General features: G+C 35.2%; 22 protein-coding genes. 10 read left to right on the top strand and 12 right to left on the bottom strand.

Annotated features, from left to right (window positions below; translation table 11 throughout):
* Window positions 1-2 precede the first annotated feature (2 nt).
* The 5 genes from O1A01_RS20895 to O1A01_RS20875 all read right to left on the bottom strand — a co-directional run bounded on the left by O1A01_RS20895 (window position 3) and on the right by O1A01_RS20875 (window position 4,961).
* Entirely contained in the window at window positions 3-803 is an 801-nt protein-coding gene (locus tag O1A01_RS20895) for a hypothetical protein (protein ID WP_066418947.1), read from the bottom strand.
* Window positions 763-1,356 (bottom strand): RNA polymerase sigma factor, encoded by a 594-nt coding sequence (locus O1A01_RS20890; protein WP_066418944.1) that lies wholly within the window; start codon window positions 1,354-1,356, stop codon window positions 763-765. The genes O1A01_RS20895 and O1A01_RS20890 overlap by 41 nt, the downstream gene beginning before the upstream one ends.
* A complete protein-coding gene (locus O1A01_RS20885) occupies window positions 1,343-3,595 on the bottom strand; it encodes a M1 aminopeptidase family protein (protein WP_270064888.1) in 2,253 nt (750 codons plus the stop codon). The genes O1A01_RS20890 and O1A01_RS20885 overlap by 14 nt, the downstream gene beginning before the upstream one ends.
* Window positions 3,588-4,457, bottom strand: coding sequence for an ATP-binding cassette domain-containing protein (locus O1A01_RS20880; protein WP_270064887.1), 870 nt, complete (start codon window positions 4,455-4,457; stop codon window positions 3,588-3,590). The genes O1A01_RS20885 and O1A01_RS20880 overlap by 8 nt, the downstream gene beginning before the upstream one ends.
* A 126-nt stretch (window positions 4,458-4,583) precedes the next feature.
* Window positions 4,584-4,961, bottom strand: coding sequence for a YuzC family spore coat inner layer protein (locus O1A01_RS20875; RefSeq protein ID WP_084380584.1), 378 nt, complete (start codon window positions 4,959-4,961; stop codon window positions 4,584-4,586).
* Between the two features lie 139 nt (window positions 4,962-5,100).
* On the opposite strand from O1A01_RS20875, the gene O1A01_RS20870 reads away from it, so the two are divergent.
* On the top strand, window positions 5,101-5,724 hold the full coding sequence (locus tag O1A01_RS20870) for an SIMPL domain-containing protein (protein ID WP_270064886.1): 624 nt from the start codon (window positions 5,101-5,103) through the stop codon (window positions 5,722-5,724).
* A 198-nt stretch (window positions 5,725-5,922) separates the two neighbouring features.
* On the top strand, window positions 5,923-6,303 hold the full coding sequence (locus O1A01_RS20865; RefSeq protein ID WP_270066444.1) for a hotdog fold thioesterase: 381 nt from the start codon (window positions 5,923-5,925) through the stop codon (window positions 6,301-6,303).
* Window positions 6,304-6,429: 126 nt separating this feature from the next.
* On the opposite strand, the gene O1A01_RS20860 is transcribed toward O1A01_RS20865, so the two are convergent.
* On the bottom strand, window positions 6,430-7,131 hold the full coding sequence (locus tag O1A01_RS20860) for a DNA alkylation repair protein (protein ID WP_066418936.1): 702 nt from the start codon (window positions 7,129-7,131) through the stop codon (window positions 6,430-6,432).
* Window positions 7,132-7,211: 80 nt separating this feature from the next.
* Window positions 7,212-8,393 (bottom strand): MFS transporter, encoded by a 1,182-nt coding sequence (locus tag O1A01_RS20855; RefSeq protein ID WP_270064885.1) that lies wholly within the window; start codon window positions 8,391-8,393, stop codon window positions 7,212-7,214.
* Window positions 8,394-8,627: 234 nt separating this feature from the next.
* Here O1A01_RS20855 and kapD point away from each other — a divergent pair, with 234 nt between their 5' ends.
* A complete protein-coding gene (gene kapD / locus O1A01_RS20850; RefSeq protein ID WP_084380580.1) occupies window positions 8,628-9,251 on the top strand; it encodes a 3'-5' exonuclease KapD in 624 nt (207 codons plus the stop codon).
* Window positions 9,252-9,323: 72 nt separating this feature from the next.
* On the opposite strand, the gene O1A01_RS20845 is transcribed toward kapD, so the two are convergent.
* Window positions 9,324-9,701, bottom strand: a complete 378-nt coding sequence (locus O1A01_RS20845; RefSeq protein WP_270064884.1) for a kinase-associated lipoprotein KapB — start codon at window positions 9,699-9,701, stop codon at window positions 9,324-9,326.
* A gap of 88 nt (window positions 9,702-9,789) precedes the next feature.
* Between O1A01_RS20845 and O1A01_RS20840 the strand changes: the two genes are divergently transcribed.
* From O1A01_RS20840 to O1A01_RS20825, 4 genes are all read left to right on the top strand, one after another.
* Entirely contained in the window at window positions 9,790-10,554 is a 765-nt protein-coding gene (locus O1A01_RS20840; protein WP_270064883.1) for a peptidylprolyl isomerase, read from the top strand.
* A 92-nt stretch (window positions 10,555-10,646) separates the two neighbouring features.
* Window positions 10,647-10,850, top strand: coding sequence for a hypothetical protein (locus O1A01_RS20835; RefSeq protein WP_066418922.1), 204 nt, complete (start codon window positions 10,647-10,649; stop codon window positions 10,848-10,850).
* A gap of 199 nt (window positions 10,851-11,049) precedes the next feature.
* The gene (locus O1A01_RS20830) at window positions 11,050-11,625 is read left to right on the top strand and encodes a superoxide dismutase family protein (RefSeq protein ID WP_066418919.1); all 576 of its coding nucleotides are present in this window, start codon (window positions 11,050-11,052) and stop codon (window positions 11,623-11,625) included.
* Window positions 11,626-11,938: 313 nt separating this feature from the next.
* Window positions 11,939-12,544 (top strand): histidine phosphatase family protein, encoded by a 606-nt coding sequence (locus tag O1A01_RS20825; protein ID WP_066418916.1) that lies wholly within the window; start codon window positions 11,939-11,941, stop codon window positions 12,542-12,544.
* Between the two features lie 45 nt (window positions 12,545-12,589).
* Here O1A01_RS20825 and O1A01_RS20820 read toward each other — a convergent pair whose 3' ends face one another.
* Window positions 12,590-13,756 (bottom strand): MalY/PatB family protein, encoded by a 1,167-nt coding sequence (locus O1A01_RS20820; RefSeq protein ID WP_270064882.1) that lies wholly within the window; start codon window positions 13,754-13,756, stop codon window positions 12,590-12,592.
* A gap of 115 nt (window positions 13,757-13,871) precedes the next feature.
* Here O1A01_RS20820 and O1A01_RS20815 point away from each other — a divergent pair, with 115 nt between their 5' ends.
* A complete protein-coding gene (locus O1A01_RS20815; protein ID WP_270064881.1) occupies window positions 13,872-14,132 on the top strand; it encodes a DUF1871 family protein in 261 nt (86 codons plus the stop codon).
* Between the two features lie 75 nt (window positions 14,133-14,207).
* On the opposite strand, the gene O1A01_RS20810 is transcribed toward O1A01_RS20815, so the two are convergent.
* Window positions 14,208-15,041, bottom strand: coding sequence for an alpha/beta fold hydrolase (locus tag O1A01_RS20810; RefSeq protein ID WP_270064880.1), 834 nt, complete (start codon window positions 15,039-15,041; stop codon window positions 14,208-14,210).
* A 388-nt stretch (window positions 15,042-15,429) separates the two neighbouring features.
* Window positions 15,430-15,753, bottom strand: a complete 324-nt coding sequence (locus O1A01_RS20805; RefSeq protein WP_270064879.1) for a helix-turn-helix domain-containing protein — start codon at window positions 15,751-15,753, stop codon at window positions 15,430-15,432.
* Between the two features lie 218 nt (window positions 15,754-15,971).
* On the opposite strand from O1A01_RS20805, the gene yugI reads away from it, so the two are divergent.
* On the top strand, window positions 15,972-16,376 hold the full coding sequence (gene yugI / locus O1A01_RS20800) for a S1 domain-containing post-transcriptional regulator GSP13 (RefSeq protein ID WP_066420848.1): 405 nt from the start codon (window positions 15,972-15,974) through the stop codon (window positions 16,374-16,376).
* A 154-nt stretch (window positions 16,377-16,530) separates the two neighbouring features.
* Here the strand turns inward: yugI and O1A01_RS20795 are convergent, their stop codons facing one another.
* Window positions 16,531-16,764 carry a DUF378 domain-containing protein gene (locus tag O1A01_RS20795; RefSeq protein ID WP_066420847.1) on the bottom strand — a complete coding sequence of 78 codons (234 nt, stop codon included), beginning with the start codon at window positions 16,762-16,764 and terminating at the stop codon, window positions 16,531-16,533.
* A gap of 160 nt (window positions 16,765-16,924) precedes the next feature.
* Here O1A01_RS20795 and O1A01_RS20790 point away from each other — a divergent pair, with 160 nt between their 5' ends.
* Window positions 16,925-18,088, top strand: coding sequence for an iron-containing alcohol dehydrogenase (locus O1A01_RS20790; RefSeq protein WP_270064878.1), 1,164 nt, complete (start codon window positions 16,925-16,927; stop codon window positions 18,086-18,088).
* The last annotated feature ends 13 nt before the right edge of the window (window positions 18,089-18,101 follow it).

Here is an 18,101-nt window from a genome sequence, read left to right as displayed (position 1 = left end):
GCTTAACTTTGAACGATTTGTACTCTATAGCTTCTTTTTACAGAGAGAATAATTAAAAACACCCCAACAGCAAACAATCCAAATTGAAGTAATAGTACATAATCCATAATACTTGGATAAATATATTGCAATTCATTTCGAACGTATAACTCTCCGATAAAAAGAGCTAGCCAAACAGATGTGGCAGTACCAAAAGCTAGCTTCATTCCTTTCATTAAGAAAATGAAAGCAAACACTCCGAAAACGATAAATGTAGGAGCAAGCCAGTAGAGTAAAAAGGATCCCATCGTTACCTCATGCAAGGAAACACCAACAAAAATACTACTTACTAATCCTAATAAAACATTCATTGCTAAAATAATTAATAACCTTGTTAAGAAAAGAAGTGCGGGTGGAAACGGTGTAACACTTTCAACAATTCGCATTTCTTTATTCCAGCTCTGGTACGTATAAAAAGTACCTAAAATAATAGAAAGTGGAATGGTAAATAAAAAGACTGTTTCTGCACTACCTGAATTCATACTCGTTGTAAAGAGTGTCAGCATGGTAAATATACCGATACTAGCTATCCAAAAATACCAGCGATAAAAGGAAAGCTGGGAACGAAATTGCGTTAGTAAATTTGGACGTTCCGCAACAAATTCTTCGTCTTCTTCCTCTTGCTGAAGTTTAGAAAATTCATATTGTAAAGAGGAAAGCAATTGCTTCGTATCCTCATTAGATGGCGTTTTTACGACGTAAGGCGATAAAATGTCTCTTAGGTCATCTTCTAGTTGATATAACTCTTGATCGTGTTCCTTCATCGTACTCGACCTCCTTTTGTTGTACTAACAAGTCTTTTAGTTTCTTTAATGCGTGAAACAAACTTGATTTAACAGTACCAAGTGGTATGTCTAATATGTCTGCGATTTCTTTCAGTTTTAAATCTTGGTAAAATCGTAAAATTACGATTTGTTGCTGTATATCGGGCAATTGTTTTAACGACGTTAACACTTCTTGTCGTGTTTCTTGCCTTTCAAAAATTTCGACTACAGATGGACCTTCATCCTCGCTAATGGGAAGTTCCTCTTTTGGCGTCGTTTCAGAACGATAGTAAGCACTTCTCCAATAATCTTTACATAAGTTTGATGCGACACGATATAACCAAGCTTTCGGATATTGTGGTATTTGTTTACTCTGTAATTGTTTAATTAACCGAATAAACGTTTCTTGAACGAGATCCTCTGCTTTTTTAGAATCTTTTACGAGCCTTTCGATATATTGATGAATTGGTGCATGATATCGATGTACAAACGCTTCAAAGGCTGCTTGGTCGCCTTTGGCCATTTGTGTTAACAACTGTTCATCGGTTATCAAATGGTTCAACCTCCCCAATCACTTCATTCCAATCTTGTAACCATTGTTCGTACGTATAGTGATACGAATCTGATTGCGCCAGTTTTAGATGAATGGTACGAAGTAATTCTTTTACTTGATCTATTTGTCCATTTTCGATAGCGAGCGCTACCATGTAGACGATTTTGTCATAGTTATTATCACTAAATTGTACTTCTTCATTTAATAAAGAGTAAATCTTTTCTTCGATCGTCAAATTTCCTTGATTATAGTCCCACCAATTACCTAAATAACTACCTAAGCTATAAAGTGTACTTAAATTACCATTGTATATATCAGGTAATTCAGTCCATGCATACTCATAATAATCTTTATATATGACGAGTAAAGTAGACTGATAAATATAGGGAAGGAGCGGGTTTTCCACCCATGAATAATGATTTGCAATTTGTTCGAAATTTTTCCCATAAATAAAATGGCCAATATTTTGTGTAATTAACTGTTGATAGGTCAAGTCCGTTCTTTCGTTATTTTGAAAAGAAATTGTTCGATAACTATAGTCATGTAAGATAGTATTATTGTCTAACATAACCGTATCGTAATAGGTTATCCCAACATTACGTAAAGAAGGCATTAAAATTATTTTCGATTTATTAGGTTGAACAGGCAACCAGTCTTCTATATAGTGTTTAACACCTTTCATTTGTTCATAACTGTTTTCAAAACCTTCTATTTCCCACGGTAAGGCTATGATCGTTAAAGAGTCGTCCAATTCTTTTTCCGTTAAGTTAGTATTCGTGAATATAGTCATTCCTGTACTGTTCGTACTAACTAATTGGGTTGTATCGTCGTTCACTCGGTGTTTTTCTTCGAATGTACCAAGTATATCTTTTGAAAATCCGTGAAGATTTAAAGTGAAGTTTTGGTTAGTAGAATGATACATTTGTTTTGGATGATATTCTCTCGGTAAAAGAAGAACTGGATAATCAATATTATTAACAACCGAATATAGCGGTTTATCTCCTAAGATTGGATACCACCCAATGTAGGAGGGTAAAAATATTTCTTCATTTTTTACGAATGCGTAATGAACTTCTTGACCGTATTGTGTATTCCACTCGTCTATTTTCCCAGAATATTGAACATGTATTGTGTTTTCATCAGATTGTAAGATTCCATTTTTAATTGTAATTAAATGAAAATCCTTCTCGTATTCCACCTTTTCACCGTTTAGTTCTACATTTTCTATTGTAAAAAACGGATATAACGTAAAAGATAAAGCTTCCGAAATAGTAGTTGAGAAAGTAAGCGTTGCCTCTACCTTTAGTTCTTTTTTACCAACTAACTCAACATCCAACAAGTAATGGTCAACAGGATAGGTAGTTATTGTATATTCTTCGTTTTTTAGTGACTCTTCTAAGATGGTTGCTTTCTTTTCTAATCTATCCTTCCACAAGCTTCCGTATGGAAAAAAACTTACACAAGTGATAATCCCCACAATCACTAAACTAATAACCGGAAGGATCTTATTAGAAAAATGACGACGTGACATTTGAATCATTACCGTAATGGTAAACAATAGGAGTGTAAACATTAGTACGAAAAGTTGAGATATTATCAGTTCCGTTTCTACTAAATTTCTAGCCCAACCAATTGGGGTACTATTATCAATGAAAAATTGATTAAGATGAAATGTTTTTAAATAAAAAAGGTTAAATCGATTAATAATAAAAATTTCTATAAAAAATGTTCCAAACATCCAGGCACAAAAAGTAATAATATACACAATTCGGTTAGGAATAGCTGTCGCTAAAAGCATGCCTAGAGCAATGGTAACGGCGTAAGACACTTGACTTTGTATAGAAAAAGATACCCCAATCGTCCACAAACCTGTATAAATAGGACTTGTCATTAGAAACGCGATAAAAAACAGAACAGTATAGATAAGGCTATAAAAAAAAATCGAAAAAAAGATAGCACTTTGTTTTGAGACATACATAAAGGAAAGTGTGTCCGTCCATTCAAGTAGTCTCGTATGTCGGTCACGTCTAACAGCTAATACACATGCTAAAAAAATAACTCCGAGTGACATCGTATGCCCAACACTCAAAAACTCAGTCGGCGTATGATAAACTGTGTAATTTTCATTAGAAAGCCAAATATAGGCGACAATAAAATAAAGAATAGGACTGATTAGGAAAAACCAATTTTTAAAAATAAATTTATTTTCTAATTGAAATTGCTTCCACCATTTATGCATGAAGGGCACCTCCTTGCACGTAAAATAGTCCATCTTCTAATGTTGGTGCTACTGCTTTTGCTACTTGAAACGGTTTTTCTTCTGCAATGAGACGTACGTGAAGTTCATAACCAATTTCTTTCACAAATAACGTTTGATACTCATTAAGTAATTTCTTTTGATTAATCGGAATGATGGCCTCCCATACTTTACCGCAAGCAAGTTCATTAATACTTTCTACGGTTCCATTAAGTAGTAAGGAGCCTTTATTTAATAAGGCTAAGTCGTAACAACAAGCTTCAACATCTGTTATCACATGGGTAGATAACATGATACTTTTCGTTTTACTTTCTTTAGCAATCAACCTTCGAAAACGTAATCTTTCTTCTGGATCTAATCCAACGGTTGGTTCATCTAGTAGTACAACTGAAGGATTACCGATAAAAGCCTGGGCAATTCCAAGTCTCTGCTTCATACCGTGAGAATATGTTTTAATCTTTTCGAACCCTTTGTTTGATAAATTTACTTCGTCTAAGCGCTTAGTAATTTCAGCTCGCCTTGCTTTTTTATTCGTTATACCTTTCATCACCGCTACGTAATCTAATAGCTCAATGCCTGTTAACTGTGGATGAGCATGAAAATGTTGTGGTAGGTATCCAATAAACTGTCTCACCTTTTCAGGGTTACGTGAAACGGAAATTCCGTTAATACGAATATCTCCATTGGTTGCTGGCAAAAGTGTTGCCATTATTCTCATTAGAGTTGTTTTGCCGGCACCGTTATGTCCAAGTAACCCAAAAATACCCTCTGAAATGGAAAATTCAATATTATTAAGTAATAGCTTATTATTTATCTTCTTTGATACATTTTCAATTTGAATCATTTTATCTTCTTCCTGACATTAAAATTTCGTTGTCATTATTATAAACGATTTAAAGAAGAAAAAGGTTGAATGGAAATTTATTGTATTAAATAAAAAAACCGCTAAACGGTGAATAGCGGGGGAGCATTAATTTCTCCAACGTAACGAAATAGTTAATATGCAACAATCTACTTCGTTTACAGCAGAAGAAAGCTTTAATAATAGTCTGTCAGGATTGTATTCAGCTTGTACGATTGATTGAATACCGGTCGATTTTAATAATGCGTTTACTTTTGCTTGGTCGGACTGTTGTGCAGCTGTCATTACTTGTGATGCAAATTGTTTAGATTGTGATAGCCTTCCTAAAATGATACTTGCATCACTCATCAATGTTTGCATCTCACTTGCAGATTTAGTAAAAAAGGTAGGATCTACACTAGAATATTGTCGAGGAAAATAATTATACGTATTCTGTATGTTTCTATAATAGGGCGGAGGTAAATAAGGGTGTCTCACATAATACATGAAAACGACTCCTTCTTCATATTCTCATAAGTAACATATGTGAGAAGAAGAAAAAAGAAAGTTGTCAGTCCCTTTTCGTTCAGTAGTCTAAATTGTATAAGAAACACATACATTTTAAGAAAGGTTGGTGATGTTCCTAATGATAAAACATGCAAGGAAAATAATTGTTCGCGGCACAAATGTAATGAAAGCAAGAGCAGATATCGCTTTACTAAACATCGGCATTTTAACTTCCAACGAAAATGCGACACAAGCTCAAGAAGAAAATCGAATTAGAGCGAATCAAATGATAACAGCACTTGTAGAAGCTGGTATAGCAAGGAATGACATCGAAACTACTTCTTATACTGTATTTCCCCGTTATACCGATCATCCCGAAGGAGCTTTAATTTCTACCTATGAAGTACGTCATATGTTCCAAATTACGGTAAGAGATATAGAAAAGGCAGGTATTATTTACGATGTTGCTTTTCAAAATGGAGCAAATATTTCAGAAGCCATTGTTTTTAAAGTTTCAAATGAAGAGGCTCTATACAGACGAGTCTTACAATTTGCTGTCCAGGCTGCCTACCAAAAAGCAACAGCTATTTCGAAAGTAATAGGAGTTCCGCTAAACCCAATTCCGTTAAAGGTAGAGGAGATAAAAGAAACAATCTTTTACGGAGCAACTACATTTTCACTGCAAGAATCTGCAACACCTACTCCGATTGAACCTAGAAATATTGAAATCGTTGCAAACGTTCAAGTTGAGTTTACTTATTAAAACTCCATTCATTACCTTACTCTCCAAATCAACTACACCCAAACAGATGCTTTCTTTATTAAACGTAAAAGGAGGCGGAACATTATGATTTCAATGTCAGCACTACTTCCAATTCTTTTATTCTTTTTTGTTTTTTTAAGTTTTATAGTGGTATTATTAAGGAAAAAGTAAGGGAAAAGGGTGGAGAAAAAAGTGGATATGTCAAAAACGTTAATGGGTCAGCTCGGAATAGAAATTGTCGAGCTTTCACAAGAGAGAGCAATTGCAACGATGCCAGTTGACCATCGTACTCATCAGCCATTCGGATTGTTGCATGGTGGAGCTTCGGTTGCACTTGCTGAAACGGTAGCAAGTATGGGTACGTATCATTTAATAGACCAAGAAAATGAAATATGTGTAGGCCTTGAAATAAACGCAAATCACGTTCGTGGGGTGAAAGAAGGGGTAGTGAAGGCTGTCGGTACCCCTTTACACAAAGGAAAAACAACGATGGTTTGGGATATAAAAATTACCGATGAAAAAGAGCAGCTTGTTTGCGTTTCCCGTTGCACAATGGCAATTCTACCGAAGAGAAAATAAGGAGCGGTCCAATAAGTCTTAAAACAAAGGGAAAAACGCAACGTTCTTCCCTTTTTCTAGTTTATATTCCTTTCTTGCGTGTATATCCGTGCATCAATAAAATAATAACTAAATAGGTACTAAAAGTCAGTCACTACTGACTTTTAGTACATCCCTCTTCTTTATTATCTTCATTCCTTCTCTAACGCTTAAAGGTGCTAAATTAGCCGAGGAAATAAAAGCTTCCACTACTTCGGGAGCCGTTTTGGAATACTCCCTTAACGCCCAACCAATTGCTTTTTGGATGAAAAATTCTTTTGATTGTTTATGAATAGAAATGTAATGAAAAAGCCGTTCTTCATCCGTTTTTTCTTTATATTTTAACTGATACAGTATAGCAGTCCGATTTAACCAAAAGTTTTCCGAATGGATCCAACGGTCTGGATAATTTTCAATGGCTGAAGGAAAATGTTGAAGTATAGTTCCAGCAAGTGGTGCTAATCCGTCAACTGTGTCCCACCAAGACTTAAATACTACTAATTGCTCTATGTGAGAAAGGTCGTTTACTTGAAGTTTTTTTTGATACATTCCGAAAAATTGTAGAGCGATGTATTGAAATTCTCTTTCTTCCTCTTCCCAAAGCGAAAGAGTTAGCGGATGTAACCATTCTAAAGGAGGTTTTCCTTTCATTTCAAAAAGTTGTTTTAAAAGCAGTTTTCTCTCCGGTGTTTTGATTCCTAAAAAGGGAAACTGGTTTCTCATATATGCTTCCATCGGCTGTTGCTGTTCTATATTTCTATTTTTCTTAAAAAATTGAACAAGTTCTCGTTTATATTGAAGTAATTCCACATTTTACCTCCTAAATTCCTTTTCATTAATATTAGCAAAATCAAGACAAAAATAAAACTCGCCAATGTGACGAGTTTAGTCTAAGCTGCGGAGCTTTCTTTTGCATTTTCATTTGAATGTCTGACACTATAAAACATAACGAGCCCACAAATAAGGAAAATAAAACTAGTAACATAAAATACCGCGGAAATACCGTAAAATCCAGCAATAACTCCTCCCATTAACGGCCCAGCGACATTACCTAAAAAGCGGAAGCTAACATTATAACCGAGTACTTCACCTTGCATGGACTGTGGAGCAATCGAGCGGATGTAAGCTGTCATACATGGAATCATCCCACCAACGGCCATTCCAAATAAAAAGCGAAATAATACTAACTGCCAAAGTTCAGTAACTAAAGCTTGTGGAACAAACAAAATCGCACAAAGTAACATCAAAATAGTCATTACCTTCTCATATCCGATTTTATCCCCAAGCTTTCCCCAGTTACGAGAAGCTAACAGGTTTCCAAAGCCTGTTGCTGAAAAAGCTAGACCAGCTAAAAGTGCAACATTTTCGGCTCGGGTAAGTTGTTCTACATATAGGGCTAATAGTGGTTGAACACTAAAGAGTGCTGCTTGTGTAAAAACAGATAAGAACATAACAGTTAGAAGCATCGGGTTATGAAAAATAAAATGCAATACTTCTTTCCGTGTATAAGTCTTTTCTTTTTCTGATTTCGATTTTTTCTTTTCATGGATTCCAACTGCAACAAGAAATACTGCAAAATATATGACGGCTGCTGTTATGAAAAAAGTATAAGTAAATCCGAAAGCATCAGCTAACAATCCCCCCATAAGAGGTCCTAACAGTCCGCCAGAAACTGTCCCAGTTTGAAGAGTTCCAAGCGTTCTTCCTGCAATCTTTTTATCTGTTTGAGCAGAAATTAGTGCAATGGAAGTAGGGATAAAACCAGTAACAATTCCCATAAATAAACGTAAGAAAAATAGTTGACCTACGGACGTTACAAAACTCATAAGTAATATACTTGTTGCAATCCCAGTACCAGTCAAAAGCAGGATCGGTTTATAACCGTAGCGGTCCCCTATCCGTCCCCAAATAGGCGACATGAAAAACGCAGACAAGAATGTAACACCAAAAACAATACCAGAAGATCGCTGAACAAACGCATCTGAGTAATTTCCTAGTGTATCAATGAATAAAGATAAAAAAGGAAGAACCATCGTTGCACTTGCGGCTACGAAAAAATTAGCAAACCACATAATGAACAAGTTCTTTTTTGGAGAATTAATTTTTACTCACCTTCTTAATTATTTCGGTAATTAAATATTTCGTATAACTAAATAATAAATGAAAAAGAAAGAAATGCAAGTGATACACTCAATATTCATGAAAAATTTAGAAAATTATATTTTTCTACACTTATTTTCTTGTCAAGCATGATATAATAAAGTAATAAAATTCAGAAAATAATAAGTAAAGAGAGGAGGAGAACTGTGAATTCGTCAAAATTACATTTGTTCATAGATTTTGAGTTTACGATGCCAGAAAACCGTCATACTCCCAAATATTTTTTCCCTGAAATCATCGAAGTTGGATTAGTAGTAGTGAAAAATGAAAAAATATTATATGACTACTCATCGTATGTAAGACCAAAAGCATTTCCGGTACTTACTGACCGATGTAGAAAATTTTTAAATATATCACAAAAGGAAGTAGATAGTGGTATTAGCTTTTTCGATCTAATCAATGTATTAACAAAATTTCATGAAGAGAACGAAACTACGATTATAACTTGGGGTAATATGGATATGAAAGTTCTAAGAAGAAACTGTGATTTTCATAGCATTGAATTCCCGTTTAAAGGTACGTTCGTTGACCTTTCAATGGAGTACAAACGATTTTTTGGAGACCAAAATCAAACAGGATTATGGAAGGCTGTTCAAGAGTATGGCAAAGAAGGTACAGGAAAACATCACCGTGCCTTAGATGATGCTTATACTACTTACAATATTTTTAAACTTGTAGAGAAAGATAAACGATATTTAGCTAAGCCAAAACCAACAACGATAGGGGACCGAATTGATTTGTCTAAAATTACAAACAAATATGCATTATAGAAGCCAAATCACTTTTAAGTTGATTTGGCTTTATTTTCGTTTAACTCATTACGAGTAGAAATGATCCACATTTTACAGTTTATAGTCTTTTTCTAATATCATTATGTTTTCTAGGCTTCGTTTCGCCCATGTGCTGTTTTCTTCTAACAATTCTTTTTTCATCGTGTCTAATGACGCTTTTAATGAGTCGATATAAGCAGGTATATCACCTTCATACACCTTCACCATATTTTTCGGAATGTTCGTTTGTTCATGATAGGCGAGAGCACGTCGTTCATGAAAAAAAGAAACTTCAACATCTTTTGGGGAATGCAAATCACCTTGACGTGGATGTTTAAGAACAGCTTTTACTTTCATTAAATAATGTTGCGGTCGGATATCGGTAATTTCTCCTATGTACTTCCCTGTTTTATAAATTCCTGTGACCTTATCCCCAATCTTTATTTCCATTACAATTTCCCTCCTTAAATTGTTGTTATTGATGTCTATTTTAAGGTATCATCATTGTAACGTATTTCTAAATAGGAGTGTGACACTTTTGAAAAAATTATTGGTTTTAGTTAGCTTAATCCTTGTTCTTATTATTGCAGGATGTGGGACAAGTGATAACAATGAAGAACAAACCGGACAAGGATCAAATGAAACAACGTCGAACAATGATACGAATAATGCTGCAGGAGATGACCAAGAAGAGCCGGTGGACCTTGAAAACTTAGTATTTCCACAAATGTCTTCTGAAGTTGCAGAAAATGAAAGAGTAGTGGAAATTGTAACGAACAAAGGGACGATTGTAGTAAAACTATTCCCTGAACACGCACCAAAGACAGTAGAAAACTTTATTACACATGCTGAAAATGGATATTATGAAGGAGTTATTTTCCATCGTGTTATTGAAGAATTTATGATTCAAGGTGGAGACCCAAATGGCACTGGTACAGGTGGGGAAAGTATTTGGGGAGAACCTTTTGAAGATGAGTTTGCGTTAGAATTGCTTAATTTCCGTGGAGCTCTTTCCATGGCGAACGCTGGACCAAATACGAATGGTAGTCAATTTTTTATCGTACAAGCAGGTCCATTAGGTGCCGAGTATGAAGAACAGTTGGCAAACGCAGGGTATCCTGAAAAGGCAATTGAATACTATTTAGAAAATGGAGGTACTCCATGGCTTGACTTCAAACATACAGTTTTTGGGCATGTAGTGGAGGGGATGGACATCGTCGATGAAATTGCTCAAGTTGAAAAAGGGGCAAACGATAAACCAGTTGAGGATATTGTGATTGAAAAGGTAAATGTAACAAAATAGCCATACTTTTCTTGAGCAACTTAAGTGGTTGGTTGAACGTTCATTTGTTATAATGGGACAGAAACCTTCGATGTTTAGAAAGGTGTGACCAAATGTTTACATCGTTTATTTTTAACCTATTTTTATACTTCCCACAAGATAAGTCAGAATATATTCCAGCTGCCATTACGATGGCTATATTTATGGTTTTTTGTGTATTAACTTTCTTGTTTATTAAGAAAATATCACATAAAGAATCGGAAAAAGCAAAAGAGCTAGAAGCAGAATTACGTAAAAAGAATATTATAAAAGACTAGGGATGTCCAAAAGGTCAGTACATACTGACTTTTTGGACCCTTTTTATTTTCATTGATTATTAATGTCTATATTCGAATGTTTCTCTTAAAGATGGAAAAACTACATATAAGATGAAAGGTACTTAATTTTATAAAGGGCAATTGTTAAACGAGCAAAAACGTTAACAGAGTCTAGAAGTAAAATATTTTGGAGGCGTCTATGGGTAAAAAAGTCATAGGAATAGTTTTGTGTGTTTGTTTTCTATTAACAGGATGTTTAGAAGAAAATATTACAAGTATGGATGTCGAAATATTTAACGAAAATGGAGACAGTCTTGGAGTAGCGAAACTTACTGAACAACCTGATGGAGTGAAAATTGAACTGAATTTAGAAGGGCTACCGCCCGGAGAGCATGGTATACATATACACGAAGTAGGAAAATGTGACCCGCCAGATTATCAAACAGCTGGAAACCATTTTAATCCAGATGATAAAGAACATGGTTTAATGCATCCAGAAGGAGCTCATGCTGGAGATTTGCCGAACATTATCGTGGAGGATGATGGTACAGTAGTTGCAGAATTAATGGCTCCTGAACTGACATTTAAAGACGGTAAAACATCTATTTTCGGAAAAGAAGGGACTAGCATAATCATTACCGAAAACCGTGACGATGGAATGACACAACCAACGGGTGACTCTGGTGCAAGAATTGCTTGTGGTGTTATAACAAAAGAAGTTGCAAAAAAAGGTGAAAAAGTAGAAGAACCAGTTGACGAAGAAGAACAAGAATAATATCAAAACCGTAAAAGGGTTATCTTTTACGGTTTTTTTGTTCCTTAAAATGCCTGTCATAAAATTATTCAATTTCTATGCAGCACGTAAAATGGAAAGTTAACAAATACATACCAATACATGAATATAATGATTGCTACCTACATAAGTACAACTACACTATTCTTTTTTTGTAAGCGCTTTATTACGAAAATGTATCCTCCTTTCGGTTCAGACCAAAAGAAATATTTTAGAAATATTTTTGTAATACTATTGACATATTTATGTGTTTTGGGATAATTTTAAATTTACAGATAATAAGAGGGGGATCATCATGGAAATACTAATAATTCGTCATGGGCAATCTGAAGCTGACGTATTGAATGTTCATGAAGGTAGGGCTGATTATCCCTTAACTGATCTAGGAAGAGAACAGGCTAAGAAATTAGGTCAGTATTTAAATGAGTACTGTCCTCCTGACTTAATATGGTCTAGTACGTTAAAAAGAGCTTCAGAAACGGCACAAATTATCGCAACAGAAGTAAGTTGTATGATGAAATATGAAAAAAACTTAATGGAGTTTCATAACGGTGTATTAGCAGGTTTACCTCGTGAAGTTGCTGCAACCCGCTACCCAATACCACCTAGTGGAAGGAAGCCTCATGAAAGAATTGAGGGTGGAGAATCAGAAATTGAATTTAGAATGCGGTGTGAACAAGTACTTTCAAAAATATTAACGGAAAGTTATGCAGTAGCTAGAATTGCGATTGTATCACATGGTGGAACGATATCAAACATTTTGAAAAGCATACTTCAACTTCCTGTCAAATCTCACGTTTCTTTTCATACAGGTGATACCGGAGTGCATTTAGTGAAAATTGAAGGAGATAAAGTAGCTGTAAAGAAGTTGAATTATTTAGAACATTTGCAACGGACGTAAAAGCTTGAAAAATAATAGTATTTTCAAGCTTTTATGCTCGTTTTTCTATTCGTTTGTTAGGGCCAACTTTAATCTTTTTAGTCCCTCATTTAACGTTTCTTTCGAACAGGCAACGTTCATACGAACAAAGCCTACTGCTTCGGGCCCAAACTTTTTTCCGAAATCTAATGCAAGTTTTCCTCTATTTAGTAATGCAACTTTTAATTGTTCTTCATTTAGTTGAAGTTTCCGACAGTCAATCCATATTAAATAAGTTCCTTCTGGCTTAAAAGCAGTGACGTTCGGAACTTGTTCTTTAATAAAAGATACAGCCGTCTCTACATTTTCTTCTATCAATTTTTTAACGTGAGAAAGCCATAAGGCACCTTTACTATACGCTGCTTCCATACCTATCATACCAAACGTGTTTATTGTAAAATGCCCTTGCCGTTCAAGGAATGCATCAATCTTTCTTTTCTTTGTATCATCGTGTGTAATGATAGCAGCTGCTTGTAACCCTGCAATGTTGAACGTTTTTGTAGGAGCGATACAAATAACGGATTGATTTGTAAATTCCTCAGAAATGGAAGCAAACGGTGTGTAAATGTTACCAAAAAGGGTTAAGTCTCCGTGGATTTCATCTGAAACGACGATTACATCATATTTTACGCATAATTCACCGATTTTATTTAGTTCTTCTTTTGTCCAAACAGTCCCACCAGGATTGTGTGGATTGCAAAGTAAAAGTAACTTCACAGAATCTTTAAGTTTCTTCTCTAAATCTTCAAAGTCTAAATAGTAACGTCCGTTTTCAAAGAGAAGGGGACTCGTAACTAATTGGCGATTATTCAATTGAATCATATTAAAAAAAGGGTAATAAACAGGTGAAAATGTTAAAACTTTATCATTCTTTTCCGATAACGATTGAATGATCGCACTAAGCCCTGGGACGACCCCTGAAAGATACGTAACGGTATTAGAGTTGAAATGCCATTGATAGTTAGTACTATACCAACTTTGGATAGTCTCCGTCACAGTAGAAGGCACAGAAGTGTATCCGTAGACGCCGTGTTCTGCTCTTTTTATAATCGCATCTGTAACAGCTCTAGGTGCAGGGAAATCCATATCTGCCACCCACATCGGTAAACAATCATCTACGCCAAAAACTTCTTTCGTATAATCCCATTTTACACTTGCAGTATTTTTACGATTAACTTCTTTAAAGTTTTCCATACAATCCCCCTTTTGCTCCTTACCACTTTCGTGTATTCTATTACTATTATATCTGGTATGTTGTTTATAATTAAACTGATAAGCTTTAGTATAGAAAGTTAGGTGACCTATTTTGATGAATGCAAATATACACCTCCAATTAATGGATGTTTTAATGAATTGGGACCCTCTACAATACGGTGAGGACGCATACGAAACAGAACGGGTTGATATTATTCAAGCTGTGCACGAACTCGAAGATATCATGCCTTTAGCGAAAAAAATTCAAGCAATAATTGAGTTTTCCTTTGAGGAAATAGTTCCGTTACAAAAATGTGTAAATATAGCGAACGAATTACTGTTAATTAAAAATAGTGATTCTTCCTGTTCCATATAAAAATGAGGAGAGTTATGTTCTCCTCATTTTTATTTCGCAAATCGTAAACAGACCTACTATTTGCTAAGATCGTTTTTATGATTGTGCAAATTCTAATATATTTTCTGTAACGTAGTCTGGTTTTTCTTCCGGAAGTAAATGACCAGTTTTTTTGTACGTTATAAGCTTTGAATTCGGTAAATCATTGCTTAATCGTACACCAATAGGAAGTGGAACCACTCGATCTTCTTCGCCCCAAATGAGTAAGTTGGGAGTTTCAATTCCTTTTAATTCTTCAGCTGCTAAATCCCCTTCTCGGTCACGAATCATTCTTGTCAGTGCTCGGAAAATATCGTCATTCGTAAACGGCTGTAAATACCCACTGACCATTTCATCGTCAACTAATGAGCGATCGTATACTACGTTATATAAATTTCCTAGAATACCTTTTCGACCTAACCAATATTTTACCCACATATGAAAAAACGGTATACGTGAACTAACTATTAGGGAATTTGACATTCTTTTTTGATAGCCAGAGCTACATAACAGAATACATTTTTCTACTATGTCGGGCTTTAGTTTACTCATATTTAGTGCAATTTGTCCTCCCATAGAATGGCCAACTACGATTGCTCGATGAAATGATAACGATTGAAGTAAATGGAGCACGAGTTTTGCCATATTTTCATAAGAGTATACAAAGGTTGTCTGCTTTCCACTTTTACCAAAAGGCGGTAAATCAACGCTCAAAACTGTATAGTCCTTTTTTAATAAAGGGAATAATCTTCTATAACTAAAGGAAGAGGATAAAAAACCATGTATTAATACCATCACCGGTTTATTGGTTGCATCCTTGTTAGGATAAAGTTCGTAATATACGTCCACCCCTAATAGATTTTTCGTAAATGCTTTTCCTTCTCCAACCATATGACAACACTCCAACATGTATTTAAAAGTATTTTTCCCAAAAGAAAGAAATGAATAACATAAAAATGCTGGTACAGAATAATGTGCTGGAATGAACAAAAGCGCAGGCGGCTCGTTCTGGCCAGACAAGCAAGGTGCGGCGCTGCAGGTGGACGCTCTTTGTCCACCGGAAGTGACTGCCTTATGTCTCGAGGGCCAAGCCGCCGGAGCTGGACGTAGCAACACAAGGTAGTACACACAAGGTAGTAGTTATCCATAACTTTCCACTTGTATAATTTCCTAAACGAAAAAAAGGGCAAAATCCATAAAGGATTTTGCCTTATAACAAAGGGGGAATACTAGAAAGTCTTCATATTATAGTAATTCCCACCATTTTAGTTTTTAAACATTATTTTACGAAATTTCTTTGCTTTAACTCAAAATGCAATATTTCTTTCGTTTTTGGAATACCGATTTTTTCAATTAAAGATAACAATTCTTCGTCCAATTCTAACTGGTTTTGAACACTTTCCATATTTACTTGTGAGAATTCAGAAGCGGGTATATCTAATACGGTGGATAATCTTAGTAATGTTTGCACGTCTGGAGTTTTTAAGGAAGCCTCATACTTTTCAATTGTAGCAGTACCAACTCTAATTTTACTAGCTAATTGATGAACAGTTAAATTTGCGCGTTGACGGTGTGTTTTTATAATTTCTCCAATCTTTTTCATAGGTCTCCCTCCTTATCTAATTCTCCTTTTACTATAACACCATTTTTAGGAAAAAAGTTTGAACTTTTTCTGATAAATAATCTATTCAAGGTAATGGAATAGCTAAGTTTGAGACAATCTAACAGTATAGTGAGTTCTTTTTGTATGTAAGCAAATTTTATGGTATAATGTTTTATTGCGTATAACTTGTAAAATAATAAAAATATAGGAGTGTTTATATGTCAGATAAAATTGAAGTAGGTACGGTTTTAAAAGGGAAGGTAACTGGAATTCAGCCTTATGGAGTTTTTGTAGCAATTAATGAAGAGACGCAAGGGTTAGTTCACATTTCAGAAATTACACATGGTTATGTGAAAGATATTAATGAGCATTTAACAAAAGGAGAAGAGGTTTCTGTAAAGGTTCTCTCTGTAGACGAGGGGAACGGGAAAATTAGCTTATCTATTAAAGCTACAGAAGAAGCACCGAAGCAGGCACCTGCAGCTCCTAAAAAGCCGAAAAAGCGTCAAGCTACAGCTACAGCAATTAAAACAGATGATAACTCACAAGGTTTCAACACGTTAAAAGATAAACTAGAAGAATGGATTGAACAATCTAAGCGTGAAGATTTAATTAAAAAATAAACTTCCACGACTGTACGTAAGTGAAAAGTAGAATAACGCTCCCCTAATAGAAAGTGTATTAGGGGACTTTTTGTATGAACAAAAAATATCCTCTACCTAAATATAGGAAGAGGATATTTTCAATTACAGTTGTATTAACTAAGTTGTCACGTGTTTATCGAGTAGTTCTAGGTTCAGCTTCTGTTTCGTAAGCTTCTGATGGTCTAAACAATAAGCCGAGATTAATTAATCCAGCAATACCAACTAGACCATAAATGATACGAGATAGAGCTGCATTTTGCCCTCCAAATATCGCTGCTACGAGGTCAAATCCGAAAAATCCGATTAGGCCCCAGTTAATAGCTCCGATGATCGTAAGAGCTAACGCAATACGTTGTATTGTGCTCATCACATTCCCTCCTTGAGAATATAAGTGCTTCTTCCCTATGTTTTGTTGAATTTTAAAATATTATTCACGCTTAAAAAAATATTCATGTATAAAAATGCCGTTTTCTTTACATCGTAGGAAAGGATAGTTCATAATCAATAAAAAAGGAGGTTTTTTACATATGAATAATTTTACTTTTTATAATCCGACTAGATTAATATTTGGCAAAGATGAGGTAGAAAATCTTGCTAATCATTTGCAAACGTACGGGAAAAATATCCTTCTTGTTTACGGTGGGGGAAGTATAAAGAAAAGTGGTTTGTATGACCAAGTAATTCAGCAACTTCAAAAGGCAAATGCTAACGTAACGGAATTAGGAGGGGTTGAACCTAACCCTAGGGTAGAAACAGTACGAAAAGGTGTTGCATTACGTAAAGAACATCAAATTGATTTTTTATTAGCCGTTGGTGGTGGAAGTGTTATCGATTGTACGAAAGCAATTGCCGCTGGTGCAAAATATGATGGCGATGTATGGGATATTGTCATAAAAAAAGCTCCAGTTCATGAAGCTTTACCGTTCGGTACTGTGTTAACATTAGCTGCAACTGGTTCTGAAATGAATTCTGGATCGGTTATTACGAACTGGGAAACGAAAGAAAAGCATGGCTGGGGTAGTCCTTTTACTTTCCCGCAGTTTTCTATATTAGATCCACAAAACACTGTAACAGTTCCAAAAAATCATACTGTATATGGAATCGTTGATATGATGTCGCACGTTTTTGAACAGTACTTCAACAATGCAACACATACACCACTTCAAGATAGAATGTGTGAAAGTGTGTTAAAAACCGTAATAGAAACAGCTCCAAAATTATTAGAGGATTTAACAAGCTATGAACATCGAGAAACAATACTTTATAGTGGAACGATTGCGTTAAATGGTATGTTGCAAATGGGGTACCGTGGAGATTGGGCTTCTCATGGAATTGAACATGCGATTTCAGCGATTTACGATATACCTCATGCGGGGGGATTAGCTATTATATTCCCTAACTGGATGAAGCACGTTCTAGATGAGAATGTTGCGAAGTTTAAACAATTAGCGGTTCGAGTATTTGAAGTAGATGACACGGATAAGGACGATCGCGAAGTGGCGTTAGAAGGAATAGAACGTTTACGTCAATTTTGGGATTCATTAGGGGCTCCTTCTCGTTTAGCGGACTATAACATTGATGATTCCCAATTTGAACAAATGACCCACCATATCCTTGCAAATGGTCCTATCGGTAATTTTAAACCGCTACATGAAGAAGATGTAACTTCTATATTAAAAGCATGTCTATAAAAAATAAAGGAGT

The organism is Sutcliffiella sp. NC1 (genome assembly GCF_027594365.1).
In the GTDB taxonomy this organism is placed as follows: domain Bacteria; phylum Bacillota; class Bacilli; order Bacillales; family Bacillaceae_I; genus Sutcliffiella; species Sutcliffiella cohnii.
This window is presented reverse-complemented; position numbering and strand designations above follow the sequence as displayed.